Consider the following 17,639-nt stretch of genomic DNA (forward strand, 5'->3'; position numbering starts at 1 on the left):
GGGGGCGATGCGGAAGGACCGGGCGTTGCCGGTCAAGCCAGTTGTTGTTCGGGCGAAAGAAGGGTCTGCGACAGCTGCAGCGAGGCGAGCGCGGCCTGCAGGTCGGCTTCGAAGGCTTCGACGCCGGCGCCGATCAGGCTCAGCGGAATGCCCATGGCCCAGGCGGCGGCGACCGCGGCCAGCAGGCTTTCGAGGCCCACGCCCGCATGGGTGGCACGCCAGATGGTCAGGCGCCCCAGCCCGGGCAGGAAGGATTCGCTGCTGCCGTTGGCCAGCACCACGCGGTCCTGCCGCACGAGGACGGCCTTGCCGCCCGCCTGCTGGTGCTTGGACAACGCCTCGGCCTGCGGGTCGGCCGAGTAGAGGATCACGTCGCCGTCGCACAGCGGCGCGAGGCCTGCAACGCGCGGGTCTGCGGCGTTGAGCACGGCCGTGCCTTCGGCCAGCACCACGTCGACCTGGGTGCGCAGCACCTTGACCATCTGGTCGCTCTCGGTGATGTCGAACTCGGCCAGGTCCTCGGCGCCTTCCAGATCGGTCACGATGCCGACCTCGCAGCGGTCATAGGCCAGGCCGTGACGCAGGATGGTTTCGGCGCCGTTCTCGATCACCACGGCCTGCACGGCGCGGTTCATCAGCAGGCGGCGGCCGGCGTCCCAGTTGGCGCTGTCGCGTGCATCGACGCGCCGGCGCTCGAGGAACAGGCCGTCGCGGCAGGCCAGGCCGGTATGGCGGCCGCCCAGGCCCACGAGCCAGGCGACCAGGCGCGCCAGCACGGCGGTGCCGCGCGAGCCGGACACGCCCACCACCGGGATGCGGCCGGGTGCGTCGTCGGGGAACAGGTGGTCGCAGATCGCGCGGCCCACCGGGCGCGGCGAGCCCACGGCGGGCTTCAGGTGCATCAGCAGGCCGGGGCCGGCGTTCACTTCGACGATGGCACCGCCCTGCGCTCCCAGCGGGCGGGCGATGTCCTGCGCCACCAGGTCGACGCCGGCGATGTCCAGGCCGACCACGCGCGCGGCCAGCACGGCGGCATGCGCGACCTCGGGGTGGACCTGGTCGGTGCAGTCGATGGCCATGTTGCCGTTGCGCTGGATGGTGATGACGCGGCCGGCCTCGGGCACGGCCGCGGCGTCCAGGTCCTGGCGCTTGAGCTCGAGCTGCAGCTTGGGGTCGGTCGCGACGTTCAGGAAGTCGAGCGGGAATTCTTCCTCGACGCCGCGCCGCGGGTCGCTGTTGAGCTGGCTGTCGATCAGCTGCGCGACAGTGGCCTGGCCATCGGCGGTCACGGTGATGATCTCGCCGCGGGCGGCGGCCACCACTTGGCCGCCCACCACCAGCAGGCGGTGCTCATGACCGCGGATGAAGCGCTCGACCATGACGTCGCTGCCCTCGGGCTCGGCCACCGCGAAGGCGGCCTCGACCTCCTCGCGGGTGTTCAGCTCGAGCGAGACGCCGCGGCCGTGGTTGGCGTCGGAAGGCTTGACCACCACCGGCAGGCCGATGTCCTCGGCGGCTTCCCAGGCCTCCTGGGCGCTGGCGACCACCTGGCCTTCGGGCACCGGCACGCCGCAGCCGGACAGCAGGGTCTTGGTGAGCTCCTTGTCGCTGGCGATGGACTCGCCGATGGCGCTGGTGTAGTCGGTCTCGGCGGTCCAGATGCGCTGCTGGTTGGCACCGTAGCCCAGCTGCACCAGGTTGCCGCTGTTCAGCCGCATGTGCGGAATGCCGCGATCGGTGGCGGCGCCGACGATGCAGGCGGTGCTCGGGCCGAGGTAGCAATCCTCGACCTTGGCCTTGACCGCGTCGACCGCGCGCTGCACGTCGGCGGCGTCGAAGGGGGCGTTGTTGATGGTCGCCATGAGCAGGCGATGGCCCTCGGCCAGCGCGACCCGGGCGACCTGCTCGTCGCGCGCCCGGAACACCATGCGGTAGACGCCGTGCTGCGAGGTGCTGCGGGTCTGGCCGAAGCCGGTGGGCATGCCGGCCAGGTTGAGCAGCTCGATCACCACATGTTCGAGCACATGACCGGCCCAGGTGCCTTCGTTCAGGCGCTGGATGAAGCCGCCGCGCTCGCCGACGCCGCAGTGGTGCTCGATCAGGGCCGGCAGCAGCGTGGTCAGGCGCTCGGTGAAGCCGGAGATCTTGTTGGAAGGGAAGTCCTCCAGGGCGCCGAGGTCGAGCCAGACTTCGAGCACGGGCCGGTAGGTCCAGAGGTTCGGGCCGCGCAGATAGTTGACGCGCAGCAGGCGGATGTCGTCGAAACGGGTCATGCAAACGTTCGTTGTGCTTTGGCCGAGCACGGCGGCGCCCTCAAGCGCGCCCATGGCCATCGGTCAGAATCGGCGCCCGGCGAGCGCCATGAGGCGGCCCGCGACGGGCCAGAGACACAGAAACACAATGCAACATCACGATCCAGTCGAGGCCCCGGAGGGCGAAGAAGAGGAGGCTTCGGTTGCCCTGAAAAGCCGGCTCGGAACTGCCGAAAACGTGCTGGCGACGGTCCCGGTTGACCTCGATGGAGAACTTCGGTTTAGCACCGGACTGCTCGCGCTGACCGATCGGCGCCTGCTGGCCAGGGACGCCGAGGGCGCCTGGGCCGAATGGCCGCTGGCCCATCCGGGGCTGGAACTGCAGCTGGCCGACCATGCCGGCATCGGCACCCTGGACCTGCAGGACGACCGCGGCCGGCTGGCCCGCTGGCGTTACACCCTTTCACACCAGGCTGCGGCGCTGCGGCTGCAGAAGCTCTTCGGCCTGCAGGCTGCCGGTGTCGCGCCCGCGACAGAAGCCGACGCCGACGATGGCCCCCTGGCCGAGCCCGAGCTCCAGACCCCGCCCTCCACCTGGGTGCTGCTGCGCCTGGGCCGCTTCGCCCGGCCCTACCGCAAGCAGCTGATCGCCGGGTTTCTGCTCACGCTGGCCTCGACCGCTGCCACCCTGGTGCCGCCCTACCTGACCATCCCGCTGATGGACGACATCCTGATCCCGTTCCAGAACGGGCAGCAGATCGCGGTCGAGAAGGTCGCGCTCTTCCTGGGCCTGCTGCTGATCGCGGCGCTTGCCGGCTGGGCGCTGGGCTGGGCCCGCACCTACCTGCTGGCGCTGGTCTCGGAGCGCATCGGCGCCGACCTGCGCACCACCACCTACGAACACTTGCTGACCTTGCCGCTCGACTACTTCGGCGGCAAGCGCACCGGCGACCTGATGGCGCGCATCGGCTCGGAGACCGACCGCATCAACGTGTTCCTGTCGCTGCACGCCCTGGACTTCCTGACCGACGTGCTGATGATCGCGATGACCGCCATCATCCTGGTCTCCATCAACCCGCTGCTGGCGGTAGTCACGCTGGTGCCGCTGCCCTTCATCGCCTGGATGATCCACGTGGTGCGCGACCGGCTGCGCACCGGCTTCGAAAAGATCGATCGCGTCTGGAGCGAGGTGACCAACGTGCTGGCCGACACCATCCCCGGCATCCGGGTGGTCAAGGCCTTTGCGCAGGAGAAGCGCGAGGCCGGCCGCTTCCACGCTGCCAACCTCTACAACCTGCAGGTCAACGACAAGCTCAACAAGACCTGGTCGCTGTTCACGCCCAGCGTGTCGCTCTTGACCGAGATCGGCCTGCTGGTGGTCTGGGCCTTCGGCATCTGGCAGGTAGCGCGCCACAACATCACGGTGGGTGTGCTGACCGCCTTCATCGCCTACATCGGGCGCTTCTACACGCGGCTGGATTCGATGAGCCGCATCGTCTCGGTCACGCAGAAGGCAGCGGCCGGGGCCAAGCGCATCTTCGACATCCTCGACCACGTGAGCAACGTGCCCGAGCCGGCCGACCCGGTGAAGATCGAGCGCGTGCAGGGCCGCATCCAGATGCGCGACGTGGGCTTCCGCTACGGCAGCCGCGCCGTGATCCGCGACCTGGACCTCGTGATCGAGCCGGGCGAGATGATCGGCCTGGTGGGCCATAGCGGCTCCGGCAAGAGCACGCTGGTCAACCTGATCTGCCGCTTCTACGACGTGACCGACGGCGCCATCCTGGTCGACGGCACCGACATCCGCCGCTTCGCCGTGGCCGACTACCGGCGCCACGTGGGGCTGGTGCTGCAGGAGCCTTTCCTCTTCTTCGGCACCATCGCCCAGAACATCGCCTACGGCAAGCCCCAAGCGACGCGCGAGGAGATCGTGGCCGCGGCGCGCGCCGCCCATGCGCACGACTTCATCCTGCGCCTGCCGCACGGCTACGACTCGCTGGTGGGCGAGCGCGGGCAGGGGCTGTCGGGCGGCGAGCGCCAGCGCATCAGCATCGCGCGCGCGCTCCTGATCGACCCGCGCATCCTGATCCTCGACGAGGCAACTTCCGCGGTGGACACCGAGACCGAGAAGGAGATCCAGAAGGCGCTGGACAACCTGGTGCAGGGCCGCACCACCATCGCCATCGCGCACCGGCTCTCGACCTTGCGCAAGGCCGACCGGCTGGTGGTGATGGACCGCGGCGAGGTCGTCGAGGTCGGGCCGCACGACGCGCTGATGGAGAAGCAGGGCGCCTACTGGCGGCTCTACCAGGCGCAGCTGCGCCAGGCCGATGACGAGAGCCCCGGCTCCGCGGACGAGCGGGCCGGTGCCGCGCTGGCCTTCGGCGGGCATGCGGCGCATCCGGCGGGAGAGGCATGATGAGCAGCAGTTTCAAGCTGGAACGCGATGCCTTCGGCCACCTCGTCCTGATCGAGGCCGAAGGAGTACGTCACGTCGGCGTGGTGCCCGTGCGTGCCTTCCCGCTCAGTGCGCCCGGCGAGGGCCTGTCGCTGGTCGGCAGCGAAGGCCGCGAGCTGCTGTGGATCGACCGCGTGGCCGACCTGCCCGAGCCGACGCGCGCGCTGCTTGCCGAAGACCTCGCTGCGCGCGACTTCGCGCCGAGGCTCCTGAAGCTGCACGAGGTCTCGAGCTTCGGCGTGCCCAGCACCTGGACCGTGAGCACCGACCGCGGCGATACCCGGTTCGTGCTCAAGGCCGAGGAGGACATCCGCCGGCTCGAAGGCGGCGCGCTGCTGATCGCGAGCGCGCACGGGGTGCAGTTCCGCATTCCGGATGCGAAGGCGCTGGATCGGGCGTCGCGCAAGCTGCTGGAACGGTTCCTGTAGCCCCACGGAATCCACGCCTGGTGGATGCATCAAATGCGATAAACTGCATCAAATCACAGAAACGGCATCAAATATGCGAACCACCATCACTTTGGAGGACGACGCTTTTGCCGCAGCGCAGGCTTATGCACAGGCGCGTGCGTTGAAACTCGGACAAGCCATTTCGGAGTTGATCCGGCGAGGCAGCGGCGAGCGCCTGCCGGTACGAAAAGAGTCGGGCGTCTGGGTCTTCGACCTGCCCGCCGACGCGCCGAGAGTCACGGCACGGCAGGTCAAGGAACTGCTGGAAGACGAGTCTTGAGCTATTTGCTCGATGCCAATGCCCTGATTGCCCTGGGCTGGCCGGCGCATGAGCACCACGAACGCATGATTCGCTGGTTCAAGGCTCACGCCCGCCATGGCTGGGCCACCAGCGCCCTGACGCAGGCTGCTTTTGTTCGCATCATCTCGCAACCGGCCTTTTCAGGTCAGGCGCTGAGAGTAGGCGAAATTGCCGAGGTGCTGCTTCGCAACACCGCACATCCTCGACACCGTTTCCTGTCGCTGGATTTCGGGATCGAGGCGGTGCTGGGCTTATGCACCGGGGGACTGCGCGGGCACCGCCAGATCACCGATGCTTGGTTGCTCACACTGGCGATGCGCAACCAATCCAAGCTTGTGACCTTCGACGGAGGCATTGCACAGCTGCTGGCGACCGCTCAAGAGCGCGAGCGCTATTTGCACCTGCCCGCCTAGCCAAGCCCAGCACGCCGATCACGCCATGCACACCACCGCACTCGTTCTCTTCTCCGGCGGCCAGGACTCCACCACCTGCCTGGCCGAGGCGCTCGACAAGTACGAGCGCGTCGAGACCATCGGCTTCGACTACGGCCAGCGCCACAGCATCGAGCTCGAAGCGCGGCGCACCGTGCTGGCGCATCTGCGCGAGCGCTTCCCGCACTGGGCGGCGCGGCTGGGCGAGGACCACCTGATCAACGTCGACGTGCTGGGCCGGATCAGCGAGTCCTCCCTGACGCAGGACATCGCCTTCGAGATGCAGGCCAACGGCCTGCCCAACACCTTCGTGCCGGGCCGCAACCTGCTGTTCCTCACATTGGCCGGCGCGCTGGCCTACCGGCGCGGGCTGGCGGTGATCGTCACCGGCGTCTGCGAGACCGACTTCTCGGGCTACCCCGACTGCCGCGACGACACCATGAAAGCGATGCAGCTCGCGCTCTCGCTGGGCATGGACCGGCGCTTCGTGATCGAGACGCCGCTGATGTGGATCGACAAGGCCGCGACCTGGGCGATGGCGCAGCGGCTGGGCGGCGATGCGCTGGTCGAGCTGATCATCGAGGACACCCACACCTGCTACCTCGGCGATCGCGGCCAGCGCCATCCCTGGGGCTACGGCTGCGGCCACTGCCCGGCCTGCGAGCTGCGCGCCCGCGGCTGGGAGCGCTACGCCGCTTCGAGCCGGTAGCGCGCGCTCGCGCCTTCGGGCTGCGGCACCAGGGTCCAGCGCTTGTCGTGGAAGGCAGCGGCGGACGCGCGGTGGGCGATGGACACCATGGCCCCGCCGGCCGCGCGCACGCCCTCGGCCAGGCGCTTGTAGAGCGTCTCCTCGGCCTGCGCATCGAGCGCGCTGGTCGCCTCGTCGGCGAACAGCCAGGCCGGCTTCTTCAGCAGCACGCGCGCGATCGCCAGCCGCTGCTGCTCGCCGCCGGAGAGCTTCTGGCTCCAGGCGTCGGCATCGTCGAGCCGGTCGGTGAGCCCGGGAAGGAGGGCGTCCTCGAGCGCCTGCTTCAGCTGCGCGTCGGTGTAGTCGCTCGCGGACTGCGGATAGGCCAGTGCGTCGCGCAGCTTGCCGTCGGGCACATAGGGTCGCTGCGGAATGAACATCGCGTTCTCCGGCATCGAGACCTTGCCGTGCGCGAAGGGCCAGATGCCGGCGAAGGAACGGAACAGCGTCGACTTGCCGCTTCCCGAAGGACCTTGCAGCAAAACGTGGTCGCCCGGATTGACGCTCAGCGCGGTCTTCGCGAGCAGCGGGGTGCCGTTGGGCAGCGCGATGTCGAGATCCTGGGTGTGCAGCGAGCTCGCGCTGTCATGCACCAGCGCGCCATCGGGCGTTGCATGGGCACGCATGGCGTCGTCGAAGCTGGTGAGACGGTCGGCGGTGGCGCGCCAGATGGCGACGCGGTCGTAGTTGTCGATGAACCAGCTCAGCTGCGTCTGCACCTTGTCGAAGGCGGTGACGATCTGCATCAGCTGCCCGAGCGGGAAGGCGCCGCCGAAGAAGCGCGGCGCGGCGATGATGAAGGGGAACACGGCGGCCGCCTGGCTGAAGGAGAGCGTGAAGGAGACCAGGTTCTTCTGCTGCTTGATCAGCGTCAGGTAATTGCGCAGCACCGCGCCGAAGCGCTGCTCCAGCTGGGCGTGCTCGACGCGCTCGCCGCGGTCCAGCGCGATCGCCTCGCTGTACTCGCGCACCCGCACCAGGTGATGCCGGAAGTCGGCTTCGAAGCGCTGCTGCCTGAAGTTGGTGCCGATCAGCGGCCGGCCGATGTAGTGGGTGATGACGGTGCCGACCACGCAGTAGGCGAGCGCGAGCCAGACCATCGAGCCCGCGACCTGGTAGGTGCTGCCGCTAAGCTGGAAGTCGACGACGCCGCTCAGGCCCCACAGGATGCCGATGAAGCTCACCAGCGTGACCACCGCGTTGAGCAGCCCCATCGACAGCGTGACCGTGTAGTCGGTGAACATCTGCAGGTCTTCCTGGATGCGCTGGTCGGGGTTGTCAGGCGAGTGGTTGTTGTCACCGGCATAGCGCGCGAGTTCGAGCCGGTAGAAGGTGCGATCGGCGATCCAGCGGGTGAGGTAGCTGCGCGTCATCCAGGCGCGCCAGCGGATCTGCAGCAGTTGGGTCAGGTAGAACTTCAGGATGCCGATGGTGATGGCGCCGAAGGCGATCCAGCAGAAGAAGCCCAGCTCGCGCCAGAACACCGCCTGGTCGCGGTTCTCGAGCGCGTTGTAGAAGCGGCCGAACCACTGGTTGTTGAGCACCGCCATGTAGACCGTGCCGAGGTTGAGCGCAATGATCACGAGAAGCAGGCCGCGTGCCTTCCATCGGTCCTCGGAGCGGAAGTAGGGCGCGGCAAGCGCCCCGATGCGGCGCAGCGTGACGAGCATGCTCGTGGAGTGGGCGGGATCGTTCATGGACGTGGGGCCTGGATTGGGGCTGGAAGCAGCGCCTTCCAGGCCATCGTAGCGCCGGCGCCGGCCGCTTTCTTAGGCGGGTCTGAAACGCCGCTCGTACCGAAGCTCAGCGCGGATTGCTGATCCCGCTGGACACATGCCCCGCCGGCACATGCCGTGCGGCTGAATCGACATGGCCGGTCTGGTCGTCGAAGAAGAAGTCGGGCTCGAACTCGCGCAGGAATTCGCCCTTGGACAGTCCGGCGAGAAACATGGCTTCGTCGACGCGGATGTTCCAGTCCATCAGCGTCTGGATCGCGCGGCGATGGGAGGGAGCGCCGCGCGCCGTCACCAGCGCGGTGCGCACCCGCATGCCGGTGCTCGAAGCCTGCTGCAGGCGGTGCAGGGCCACGAGGAAGGGCTTGAACGGTCCGGCACCCAGCGGCACCGCGGCCTTGCTGGTCTCGTGCGCCTGGAAGGCATCCAGGCCTTCCATCTGGTACACCTTTTCCGCCTCGTCGGAGAAAAGGACCGCATCGCCGTCGAAGGCGATCCGGACCTCGTCGGGGTGAAGCGCGCTGGCCAAGGCCCCATCGACCCGCACGTGCGCGGCGGGAAAGCCGGCGACCAGCGCCTCGCGCACGTCCGATGCGTTGGCCGACAGGAAGATGTCGGCGTTGAGCGGCCGGAGGTAGCGGTAGGGAGGTCGCCCTTGCGTGAACACGCCGCGCTGCACGCGCAGCTCCGCCGCGGCGCCCGAGTTGAAGATGCGCATGCCGGACACCGGGTCGTTGCGCGACAGGATCACGACCTCGACGCGCTGGACGCCGTCGTCGTTGAAGCGCAGCAGCTTGCGGATCATCGAATAGGCGATGCCGGGTGCGGCCGGCACGTCGAGGCGCTCGAGCTGCAGGCGCATGTAGGCGTCGGGGTCGCCGGCATCGAATAGGCGGTTCTCTTCTTCCAGATTGAACAGGGCGCGGGACGAGATCGCGACCACCAGCTTGTCGTCCAGGGAGACCGGCATGGTTGAGGACCCGACTACTTGACGAACTGGTTCAGCTGGATGATCGGCATCAGCACCGCCAGCACGATCAGCATGACCACCGCGCCCATCGCGACGATCAGCAGGGGCTCGAGGATGGTGGCCAGGTGCATCGCGCGGCGCTGCACCTCGGCGCCCAGCTGGGTAGCGGCGCGCTGCAGCATCAGGGGCAGGGTGCCGGTCTGCTCGCCCAGGCGCGCGAACATCGAGACGATGCCGGGGAAGCGCTTCTTCTGCGCCAGCGCCGAGGCCAGCGGCGCACCTTCGCGCACCAGCACCAGCGCATCGAGCGCATCGGCGCGCATCGCGCGGTTGCCCAGCGTCTCGGAGGCGGCCTGAAGCGCGCGCAGGATCGGCACGCCGGCGGTGGCCAGCATGGCCAGCGTGCTGGCGAAGCGCGCCGCGTTGTAGCCGCGCGAGAGGCGGCCCACCAGCGGCAGTTCGAGCCAGGTGGCATCGAAGCGCTCGCGGAAGGCGGCGCGCGCCAGTGCCATGCGCATGCCGATCGCCGCCAGCACGACGACGCCCAGCATCAGCCAGCCGTAGTTGCGGACGAAGTCGCTCATCTTCAGCATGATCACGGTCAGGATCGGCAGCGCGCGCTTGGTGCCGGCGAAGACGTTGGCCACCTGGGGCACGACGTAGCTGACCAGGAAGACCACGATCACGATCGCGACCAGGGTCACGATCGCGGGGTATAGGGCCGCGCCGACCAGCTTCTGCTGCAGCGCCTGGCGCTGCTCCAGGTCGTCGGCCAGGCGCTCCAGCACCAGGCCGAGGTTGCCGCTCTGCTCGCCGGCGCCGATCACCGCGGTGTAGATGGGGGAGAACTCGCGCGGATGTTGCGATAGCGCGCGGCCGAAGGGCGAGCCCGCGTTGACGTCCGCCCGGAGCGAGGCGACCAGGTTGCGCTGCTCCTCGGTCTCGGCTTCGTCGGTCAGTGCGGTGAGCGCGCGTTCCAGCGGCAGGCCCGAGGAGACCAGCCCCGCGAGCTGCCGGGTCCAGACCGCAAGGGTGGTGGAATTGAAGATGCGCCTGCCGCCCAGGAAGCGGAGCCAGCCGCCCGAGGCGGCGGGGCCGCCCTCGGCGCTGCCGACCACCGTCACCGACAGCGGGATCAGGGCTTGCGCCCGCAGCAGGCCGCGCGCGCTGCGCGCGGTGTCGGCTTCGAGCACGCCCTTGCGGGGCTGGCCCTGTTGGTCTATGGCTTCGAACGAATAGGCGGGCATGGGGACTGGCGGCAAAATGCGCGAGTCCGCATTGTCGACGTTTGGCGCTGCCTTTTCGTCACGCGGCCTTCACAACAGCAAACCGAGGAGTCTTCATGCCGCTTCGTACTTCCGCTCTTGCCGTCGCCGCGCTGCTGGGCGCGCTGTCGCTGCCCGCCGCTGCCCAGCCCGCTTTCGATGGCTTTCTCTGCTGCAACCTGCGCACCGACGGCAGCTGGATCAGCGACAGCAACTACGCCGAGAGCGGCAAACGCATCATCCCGGTCGGCACGCCGACGCGCGTGACGGGCTATGGCCGGCAGCGTGTCAATGTGCTGATCGACGGCAAGAAGCAGGACATCGGCAACGACTACAGCCGCGACCTGGACCTGGGCGCCTTCGCCAAGCGCTACGTGGTGACGGAGGATCCGGCGGCCCGCATCGCGGGCTTCCCGCCCAAGATCCGCGAGGCCATCAAGTCGGCGCGCGTGACCAAGGGCATGACGCGCGAGCAGGTCGCAATGTCGGTGGGCTACCCCATCAGCAGCGAGAACCCGAACCTCGACGCGCCGATCTGGCGCATGTGGCTGGGCAGCTTCAGCGAGTTCCAGGTGCTGTTCGACAACGCCGGCCGCGTGCGTGCCGTGGAGACGGATGCGCAGACGCGCAACCTGGTCGTGCTGGAGTGAAGCGCAGGGATGCGGGATCAGTCCCGCGTCACCCGCAGCAGCTCGGCCCGCGAGGTCACGCCGGACTTGACCAGCCGCTCCCCGTCCTCGCGCATCGAGCGCAGGCCGCCGCGCTCGGCCGCCACGAAGAGCTGGCTCTCGGGCGCGCGGTTGTGCACCAGCGAGCGGATCGTGTCGTCGGCGACCAGCAGCTCGAAGATGCCTGTGCGGCCCTGGTAGCCGGTCTGGCCGCAGGTCTCGCAGCCCACGGGCCCGGCCTCGTCGCCGGCCGCGGTGGGCACGGCGCACACGGGGCAGAGGCGGCGCACCAGGCGCTGCGCCAGCACGCCCAGCAATGACGAGCTCAGCAGGAAGGGCTCTACCCCCATGTCGGTCAGCCGCGTCACCGCGCTGACCGAATCGTTGGTGTGCAATGTGGCCAGCACGAGGTGGCCGGTGAGCGAGGCCTGGATCGCGATCTGCGCGGTCTCGAAGTCGCGGATCTCGCCGATCATGATCACGTCCGGGTCCTGCCGCAGGATGGCGCGAAGGGCCTTGGCGAAGGTGAGGTCGATCTTTGCGTTGACCTGGGTCTGGCCGACGCCGGGCAGCTCGTACTCGATCGGGTCCTCGACCGTCATGATGTTGCTGTGGGCGCTGTCCAGGCGACCCAGCGCGGCATAGAGGGTGGTGGTCTTGCCGGAACCGGTCGGGCCGGTGACCAGGATGATGCCGTGCGGCTGATTGATCAGGTGCAGGAAGCGCGCCAGCGTGTCGCCCTGCATGCCGACCGATTCCAGCGTGAGCTTGCTCTCGGACTTGTCCAGGAGGCGAAGCACGGCGCGCTCGCCATGCGCCGAGGGCAGGGTCGAGACCCGCACGTCGACCGCGCGCGTGCCGATGCGCAGGCTGATGCGCCCGTCCTGCGGCAAGCGCTTCTCGGCGATGTCGAGGTCGGCCATGATCTTCAGTCGCGAGATCAGCGCCGCATGCAGCGCCCGGTTGGGCTGCACCACCTCGCGCAGGGTGCCGTCGATGCGAAAGCGCACCGATGACGTGCGCTCGTAGGGCTCGATGTGGATGTCGCTGGCGCCGTCGCGCGCCGCCTGCGTGAGCAGCGCGTTGAGCATGCGGATGATGGGCGCGTCGCCGGCGCTTTCCAGCAAGTCTTCGACCGCCGGCAGCTCCTGCATCATGCGCGACAGGTCGGCATCGCTCTGCACCTCGCTCACCACCGCGGCGGCGTTCGATTCGCCCTTTGCGTAGGCGGCCGAGATGCGCTGGGCCAACTCGACGGGGGTCAGCGGCTCGAAGGCCTTGACCGGGTACTTGCGCACCACTTCGCTGAGCGCGCTCTTGGGCGGCGTCTGCGGCATCCAGAGGGTGAGGGCGCCGTCGTCCGCTTCTTCCAGCAGCAGCTGCTGGCCGCGCGCGAAGGCATAGGGCAGGGGATAGCGCATGGCTCGGACCTCAGGGCAGTTCGCGCTGCGTGGAGGGGTCGGCGGTGGGCGGGAGCGCGCCCTTGAGCGAACCGCCCGGCGGCAACGGCACATGCTGCGGCGGCAGCGGCGGCGGGATCAGCTGGGTGCCCTCGATGCGGCGCGTGGGGTCGCCCTGCCTGATGGTCGGGAGCGGCGGAAGGATCGCCGAATCGCGCACCGAGTTGAGCATCGGGTTGTCGGTCGCCGGCTGCTGAGTCTGCTGCAACGCTCGCAGCGCGTCGTAGCGGTCGGCGGTGATAGCGTCGCCGGAGAGCTGGTCGCGCACGACCGAGGGACGCAGGAACACCATCAGGTTGGTCTTCCTGCGGCTGCGCACCTCGCTCTTGAACAGGTTGCCCAGCACCGGCACGTCGCCCAGGCCGGGAATCTTCTCCTGGGAGTTCGAGTACTCGTCGGACAGGAGGCCGCCCAGCACGATGATGTTGCCATCGTCGACCAGCACGTTCGACTCGATCGAGCGCTTGGTCGTGGTCGGGCCGTTGACATTGTTCACGGTGGAGGCGACCACGCTGGAGACCTCCTGGAAGATCTGCATCTTGACCGTGCCGGTCTCGCTGATCTGCGGACGCACACGCAGCGTCAAGCCCACGTCCTTGCGCTCGATGGTCTGGAAGGGGTTGACGGTGTTGGTGTTGCTGCCGGTGTTGGTGTACTGGCCGGTGACGAAGGGCACGTTCTGGCCGACCACGATCTTGGCTTCCTCGTTGTCCAGCGTCAGGAGGTTGGGCGTGGACAGCACGTTGCCCTCGCCGTTGCTGGCCAGGAAGCGGGCCAGGAAGCCCAGCACGTACTGGCCGTTGTCGCCGTATCGGTGGCCGATGCCGAAGTTGAAGCCGCTGGAGGGCCGGGTCGCCGTGTTGCGGGTCGCGAGGCCGACCGCCAGGTCGATGATGTTGGCGCCGCCCAAGCTCGAGTTGGTGCCGATCACGCCGACGTTGCGGTCGCCGCTGCTGCCGATGCCGGTCTGCCACTGGATGCCGAACTCGGCCGCCTTGTCGGCGTTGACCTCGACGATCAGGCTTTCGATCAGCACCTGCGCGCGGCGGCTGTCGAGCCGGTCGATCACCGCGCGGAGCTGCCGGTAGAGCGGATCGGGCGCGCTGATGATCAGCGAGTTGGTGGCCGGATCGGCCTGGATCTGCCCGCCGGTGGAAGGCGGCGGGGTGGTGCTGACCGGCGTCGTGGCGCCGCTCAGCCCGCCTCCCGCGCCGGCCAGCTGGCTGAGCTGCTGCTGTTGCTGCTGCTGTTGCTGCCCCCCGGCGGCGACCGGGGTCGCGCCGGCGGTGCCCTGGGCACTCAGGTTGCCGGCCTGTGCACTTGCGAGGGCGGCGCGCAGCGTGGTGGCCATGCGCACCGCGTCGGCGTTCTTGAGGTAGACCACGTAGATGTTGCCGGCGGCGCCGTTGCCGGTGTCGACGGGCGGGCGGTCGAGGCGGGCGATCAGCGTGCGGATCAGCTGCGAGCGCGCCGGGTTGGCCGCGCGCAGGATGATCGCGTTGCTGCGCGGCTCGGCCAGCAGGGTGGTGCGGAAGGAGGCATCGGCAGTGCCAGGCGCGGCGGCGGGCTGCCCCGGCCCGGTGGCGGAGCCGCCCTCGGCCAGCCGCGTGATCACCGGCACGAGGTCGGTCGCGACCGAATACTTGAGGGGGATGACCTCGACCTCGGAGGCATTGGGCACGTCCAGCGCCGCGATGATGCGCGCCAGCCGGCGCATGTTCTCGGCGTAGTCGGTGACCACCAGCGAGTTGTTGCCCGGATTCACGTTGATCGTGTTGTTGGGCGCGATCAGCGGGCGCAGAACCGGCAGCAGGTTGTTCGCCGATTCGTAGTTGAGCTTGAAGACCTGGGTGACGATCTGGTTGCCGGAGAGGCTGGCGGTGGCGGACGTCGAGGTGGTCACCGCGTTGCTCTGCAACTTGGCGTCGGCCTCGGGCACCACCTTGTAGAGCCCCTCGGACTGCACGATCGCGAAGCCCTGCAGGCGCAGCGCGGCGGCGAACTGGTTGAAGGCGGCGTTGGGCGAGATCGGGCGGTCGGTCTGCAGGTTGATCGTGCCCTTGACGCGCGGGTCGACCACCACGTCGCGTCCGGTCACCACGGCCATGGTGCGCGCCACCGATTCGATCTCGGCGTTGGTGAAATTCAGCGTGATCGGCTCGCCGCGGCGCGGCGGCGGGGCGGCTTCCTGCGCGAAGGCGGCCGGCATGCAGGCGGCGGCCAGCAGATGCACCGCGAGGGCGACGGTGCAGAGGCGCATGGCGCTGTGGGATGGTGATTTCATGGTCAACCCAGAGTGATGATCGAGCGCGCGCCCTCGCGTCGCCCGATGATGTTCAACAAGTTCGACAGTGCGTCCTCGCGCCCCGGCGCGGCGCTGGCCTCGCCGTCGAAACGCAGGGCGCGGCCGTTCCATCGGCCGCTGCCATTGAGCTGCAGACTGCCCTCGCGCGTGGTCAGCAGCAAGGTGGGCGAGGGCCCGCCTTCGAGGGTGATGCGGTAGCTGCCCATCGGCTTGAGCGTCGACAGGCTGGAGGAGATGTCGGTGGCGTCGAGCGTGGCGCGGCCGGCCAGCCGCAGCTGCGGGCCGCTGAACTGCATCGCGAAGGCCTGCATCGACACATCGAGCACGCCCTCGGGCTTGAGCGTGTTCCAGGGCGCGCCGAAGCCGCTGAGCAGGGCGGCCGGCCAGCGCGAGCGGCCGTCCTCCCACGCCAGCTGTAGCCCGCTGGGGCGCGGCCGGGCTCTGAATTGCAGCGGCTGGGGGGCGCAGCAGGGGATATCGAGCGCCGCAGCGACGCCGTCCCAGCGCGGGCGCAGGGTCCAGGCAAGCGTGCCCGGCAGGGAGATCGATTCGACGCCGCCCGCGCCGCTGGCGAACACGACGCCTGCGGTGCCGTTCCAGACCGTGCCGCGCGCGTTGACCAGCTGCAGATGGCCGTCGCTCCAGCTCGCCAGGCCCGCGGCCAGCCAGCGCGCCGGCGCATAGAGCGCGAACGCCAGCAGCGCGCCCAGCAGCACGCCCAGCAATGCCCAGCCGCGACCGGTGGCGGCACGGGGGGCGGAGGGGTCGCTTCGCGTGGCCATCGAAAATTGCTCAACGGGCCGGCAGGCCCATGACCAGCGTGCCGTCCCAGCGCACGGCAGGGCGCTCGCCGTTCCTGGCGCGCGCCGCGGCAGCGCCGCCCGCCGCCGGCGCGTCGGGTGCGCCTTGCGCGGTGCGCGCGAGGTGCGCCTCGCGCGGCACGGCACGCGCGTTGCTGCGGGCCTGCCCAAGCCACTGGGCCAGGGTGTCGGCCGGTACCGTGCGCACGGCGACCGTGACGCCTTCGCCCGAGGCAGCGGGTTGCAACTGCGCGTTGGGCCCGAGGCTTTGGCGCACCGAGCTTTCGAGTGCGCGTACCGCGTCGTCGCGGCTGGCGCGGGGCTGGGCTTGCAGCGCCTTGGCCTGGGTCTGCAGGGTGGTCATCTGCTGCAGCTGGGCGTCGAGCTTGGCGTGCTCCGCCGGTGCCGCGGACAGGGTGCGCAGGGCCGGGGCCAGCCCCACCCACCACAGCAGGGCCAGCAGCACCAGCGCGGCTGCCGCGCCGATCAGTCGCTGTTCGCGCGATTCCAGCTCGGGCCACCAGGCCTGCCAGCGCGCTTCGAGCGTTTCGATCCAGTTCATCGCGGTGCCTCCGCCTGGACCAGCAGCAGGTCGCCCTCGCTGCGGGCGCTGTAGCCGCGAGCCGACAGGGTGGCCGCGACGTTGCCGGCCTCCGAGGGCTGCAGACCCAGCCCGCGCAGGCGCAGCTGGCCGGCGGTGTAGTCGATGGCGCTGGGGACCCGGCCCGGCGGCAGGCTGGTGGCGACGGCGCCGAGCATGGGCTCGAGGTCGATCGCGGACACGCCGCCCGTGGCCTGCTGCAGCGTCGCCACCTCGCGCACCATCTGGGCCGGTGCATCGACCACCAGCTGCACCGAGGGGAAGGTCTGCTTCAGGATGTTGTTCACTGCGGCCCGCTTGCTGTCGAGCGCGCTGCGCTCCTTCCAGGCCCAGGCGTTGAGGCCGATGAGCTGCGTCAGCACCAGCACCAGCGCGCCCCAGCGCGCGAGCCGCCATTCGGGGCCGTGCCACGCCGCGCGCCAGATCGCCGCCAGCTTCTTGCTTGCGCGGGCACGGCCAGTGGAGGCGAGATCGAACTGCGCGAGGTCCCAGGGCGAGCGGCTGGCCTGCAGCCAGCGCGCGGCCGGCTTGACGATCGGCACGCGGCGGCCGAGCAAGCTTTCCGCGAGCTCGGCCACGGCCGGCTCGGCCAGCATGGCTGTGCCTTCGGGCACCGTGCCGACCAGCGCGGCGCCGGCGGCATCGAGCGGCAAAGGGGTGACGCCTTCGGTGTCGCAGACCACCAGCTGGGCGGTACCGGGCTCGCCGATGGCGAAGATCATGGGCGGCGCGCCCGCCGGCTGCGGCGTGAACTCCGGAACGATGCGGGTGACGCGGCGGCCCGCGCCCTCGAGCGCCTGCACCACGCCGCGCAGCCAAAGCCGATTGCAGGCGGCCACCCACACGGGAACGCCCGCGCGGGCGTCGGGCTCCAGCGAGAAGTGCAGTTGCTCGGGATCGTCGAGCAGCCGGTCTTCGAGCAGACCATTGAGCACCGAGCGCAGGCGCACGTTGCCGCTCATGCTGCCTTGCGGCAGCGTGAGCTGGTGCCAGGACAGTGCGGCCGCCGGCACGCCCAGGGTCAGCTCGTCGCCGCTCGGCAGCAGGGCCGGCGGCGCGCTGCCCTGGGAGCGCAGCTTGCGGCCGTCGCTGGACCACAGCGCCCAGCCGTAGTCGCCGCCGGCAGGCGCAGGGGGAAGAGGGGCGGTGACGAGCAGCAGGGCCATGATGAATAGGGGGTCGCCATTGTAGGAGGATG

Annotated in this window: 15 protein-coding genes; 6 read left to right on the top strand and 9 right to left on the bottom strand. The window is 69.5% G+C overall.

Annotated features, from left to right (window positions below; translation table 11 throughout):
- Positions 1-32: 32 nt before the first annotated feature.
- Entirely contained in the window at positions 33-2,327 is a 2,295-nt protein-coding gene (gene cphA / locus GXN78_RS19505; RefSeq protein WP_106555132.1) for a cyanophycin synthetase, read from the bottom strand.
- A 73-nt stretch (positions 2,328-2,400) separates the two neighbouring features.
- Here cphA and GXN78_RS19510 point away from each other — a divergent pair, with 73 nt between their 5' ends.
- The 5 genes from GXN78_RS19510 to queC all read left to right on the top strand — a co-directional run bounded on the left by GXN78_RS19510 (position 2,401) and on the right by queC (position 6,600).
- Positions 2,401-4,671: an ABC transporter ATP-binding protein gene (locus GXN78_RS19510; protein WP_106555105.1), complete on the top strand. Its 2,271-nt coding sequence runs from the start codon at positions 2,401-2,403 to the stop codon at positions 4,669-4,671.
- The gene (locus GXN78_RS19515) at positions 4,671-5,138 is read left to right on the top strand and encodes a DUF1854 domain-containing protein (RefSeq protein WP_181360490.1); all 468 of its coding nucleotides are present in this window, start codon (positions 4,671-4,673) and stop codon (positions 5,136-5,138) included. Before GXN78_RS19510 ends, GXN78_RS19515 begins: the two co-directional genes overlap by 1 nt.
- 73 nt (positions 5,139-5,211) lie before the next feature.
- On the top strand, positions 5,212-5,439 hold the full coding sequence (locus GXN78_RS19520) for an antitoxin (protein WP_164255554.1): 228 nt from the start codon (positions 5,212-5,214) through the stop codon (positions 5,437-5,439).
- A complete protein-coding gene (locus GXN78_RS19525) occupies positions 5,436-5,873 on the top strand; it encodes a TA system VapC family ribonuclease toxin (protein WP_164255557.1) in 438 nt (145 codons plus the stop codon). The genes GXN78_RS19520 and GXN78_RS19525 overlap by 4 nt, the downstream gene beginning before the upstream one ends.
- A gap of 25 nt (positions 5,874-5,898) precedes the next feature.
- Positions 5,899-6,600 (top strand): 7-cyano-7-deazaguanine synthase QueC, encoded by a 702-nt coding sequence (gene queC / locus GXN78_RS19530; RefSeq protein ID WP_106555102.1) that lies wholly within the window; start codon positions 5,899-5,901, stop codon positions 6,598-6,600.
- On the opposite strand, the gene GXN78_RS19535 is transcribed toward queC, so the two are convergent.
- The 3 genes from GXN78_RS19535 to gspF all read right to left on the bottom strand — a co-directional run bounded on the left by GXN78_RS19535 (position 6,579) and on the right by gspF (position 10,589).
- A complete protein-coding gene (locus GXN78_RS19535) occupies positions 6,579-8,336 on the bottom strand; it encodes an ABC transporter ATP-binding protein/permease (protein ID WP_106555101.1) in 1,758 nt (585 codons plus the stop codon). The genes queC and GXN78_RS19535 overlap by 22 nt on opposite strands.
- 106 nt (positions 8,337-8,442) lie before the next feature.
- Positions 8,443-9,342: a 5'-nucleotidase gene (locus tag GXN78_RS19540; protein ID WP_106555100.1), complete on the bottom strand. Its 900-nt coding sequence runs from the start codon at positions 9,340-9,342 to the stop codon at positions 8,443-8,445.
- A 14-nt stretch (positions 9,343-9,356) separates the two neighbouring features.
- On the bottom strand, positions 9,357-10,589 hold the full coding sequence (gene gspF / locus GXN78_RS19545; RefSeq protein WP_106555099.1) for a type II secretion system inner membrane protein GspF: 1,233 nt from the start codon (positions 10,587-10,589) through the stop codon (positions 9,357-9,359).
- A 95-nt stretch (positions 10,590-10,684) separates the two neighbouring features.
- On the opposite strand from gspF, the gene GXN78_RS19550 reads away from it, so the two are divergent.
- Positions 10,685-11,257 (top strand): hypothetical protein, encoded by a 573-nt coding sequence (locus tag GXN78_RS19550; RefSeq protein ID WP_106555098.1) that lies wholly within the window; start codon positions 10,685-10,687, stop codon positions 11,255-11,257.
- Positions 11,258-11,274: 17 nt separating this feature from the next.
- Here the strand turns inward: GXN78_RS19550 and gspE are convergent, their stop codons facing one another.
- From gspE to gspL, 5 genes are read right to left on the bottom strand one after another with little or no spacing between them, the layout of a single operon-like run.
- On the bottom strand, positions 11,275-12,696 hold the full coding sequence (gene gspE, locus GXN78_RS19555; RefSeq protein ID WP_106555097.1) for a type II secretion system ATPase GspE: 1,422 nt from the start codon (positions 12,694-12,696) through the stop codon (positions 11,275-11,277).
- 10 nt (positions 12,697-12,706) lie between these two features.
- Positions 12,707-15,019, bottom strand: a complete 2,313-nt coding sequence (gene gspD, locus GXN78_RS19560; protein ID WP_239142771.1) for a type II secretion system secretin GspD — start codon at positions 15,017-15,019, stop codon at positions 12,707-12,709.
- 2 nt (positions 15,020-15,021) lie between these two features.
- Complete coding sequence (gene gspN, locus GXN78_RS19565; RefSeq protein ID WP_106555095.1) at positions 15,022-15,822, bottom strand: type II secretion system protein N; 801 nt, start codon at positions 15,820-15,822, stop codon at positions 15,022-15,024.
- 10 nt (positions 15,823-15,832) lie between these two features.
- Positions 15,833-16,402, bottom strand: a complete 570-nt coding sequence (gene gspM / locus GXN78_RS19570; RefSeq protein ID WP_106555094.1) for a type II secretion system protein GspM — start codon at positions 16,400-16,402, stop codon at positions 15,833-15,835.
- Positions 16,399-17,607, bottom strand: a complete 1,209-nt coding sequence (gene gspL / locus GXN78_RS19575; protein ID WP_106555093.1) for a type II secretion system protein GspL — start codon at positions 17,605-17,607, stop codon at positions 16,399-16,401. Before gspL ends, gspM begins: the two co-directional genes overlap by 4 nt.
- Positions 17,608-17,639: the final 32 nt, after the last annotated feature.

The sequence above is a fragment of the Variovorax sp. WS11 genome, assembly GCF_010499245.1.
GTDB lineage: Bacteria > Pseudomonadota > Gammaproteobacteria > Burkholderiales > Burkholderiaceae_C > Variovorax.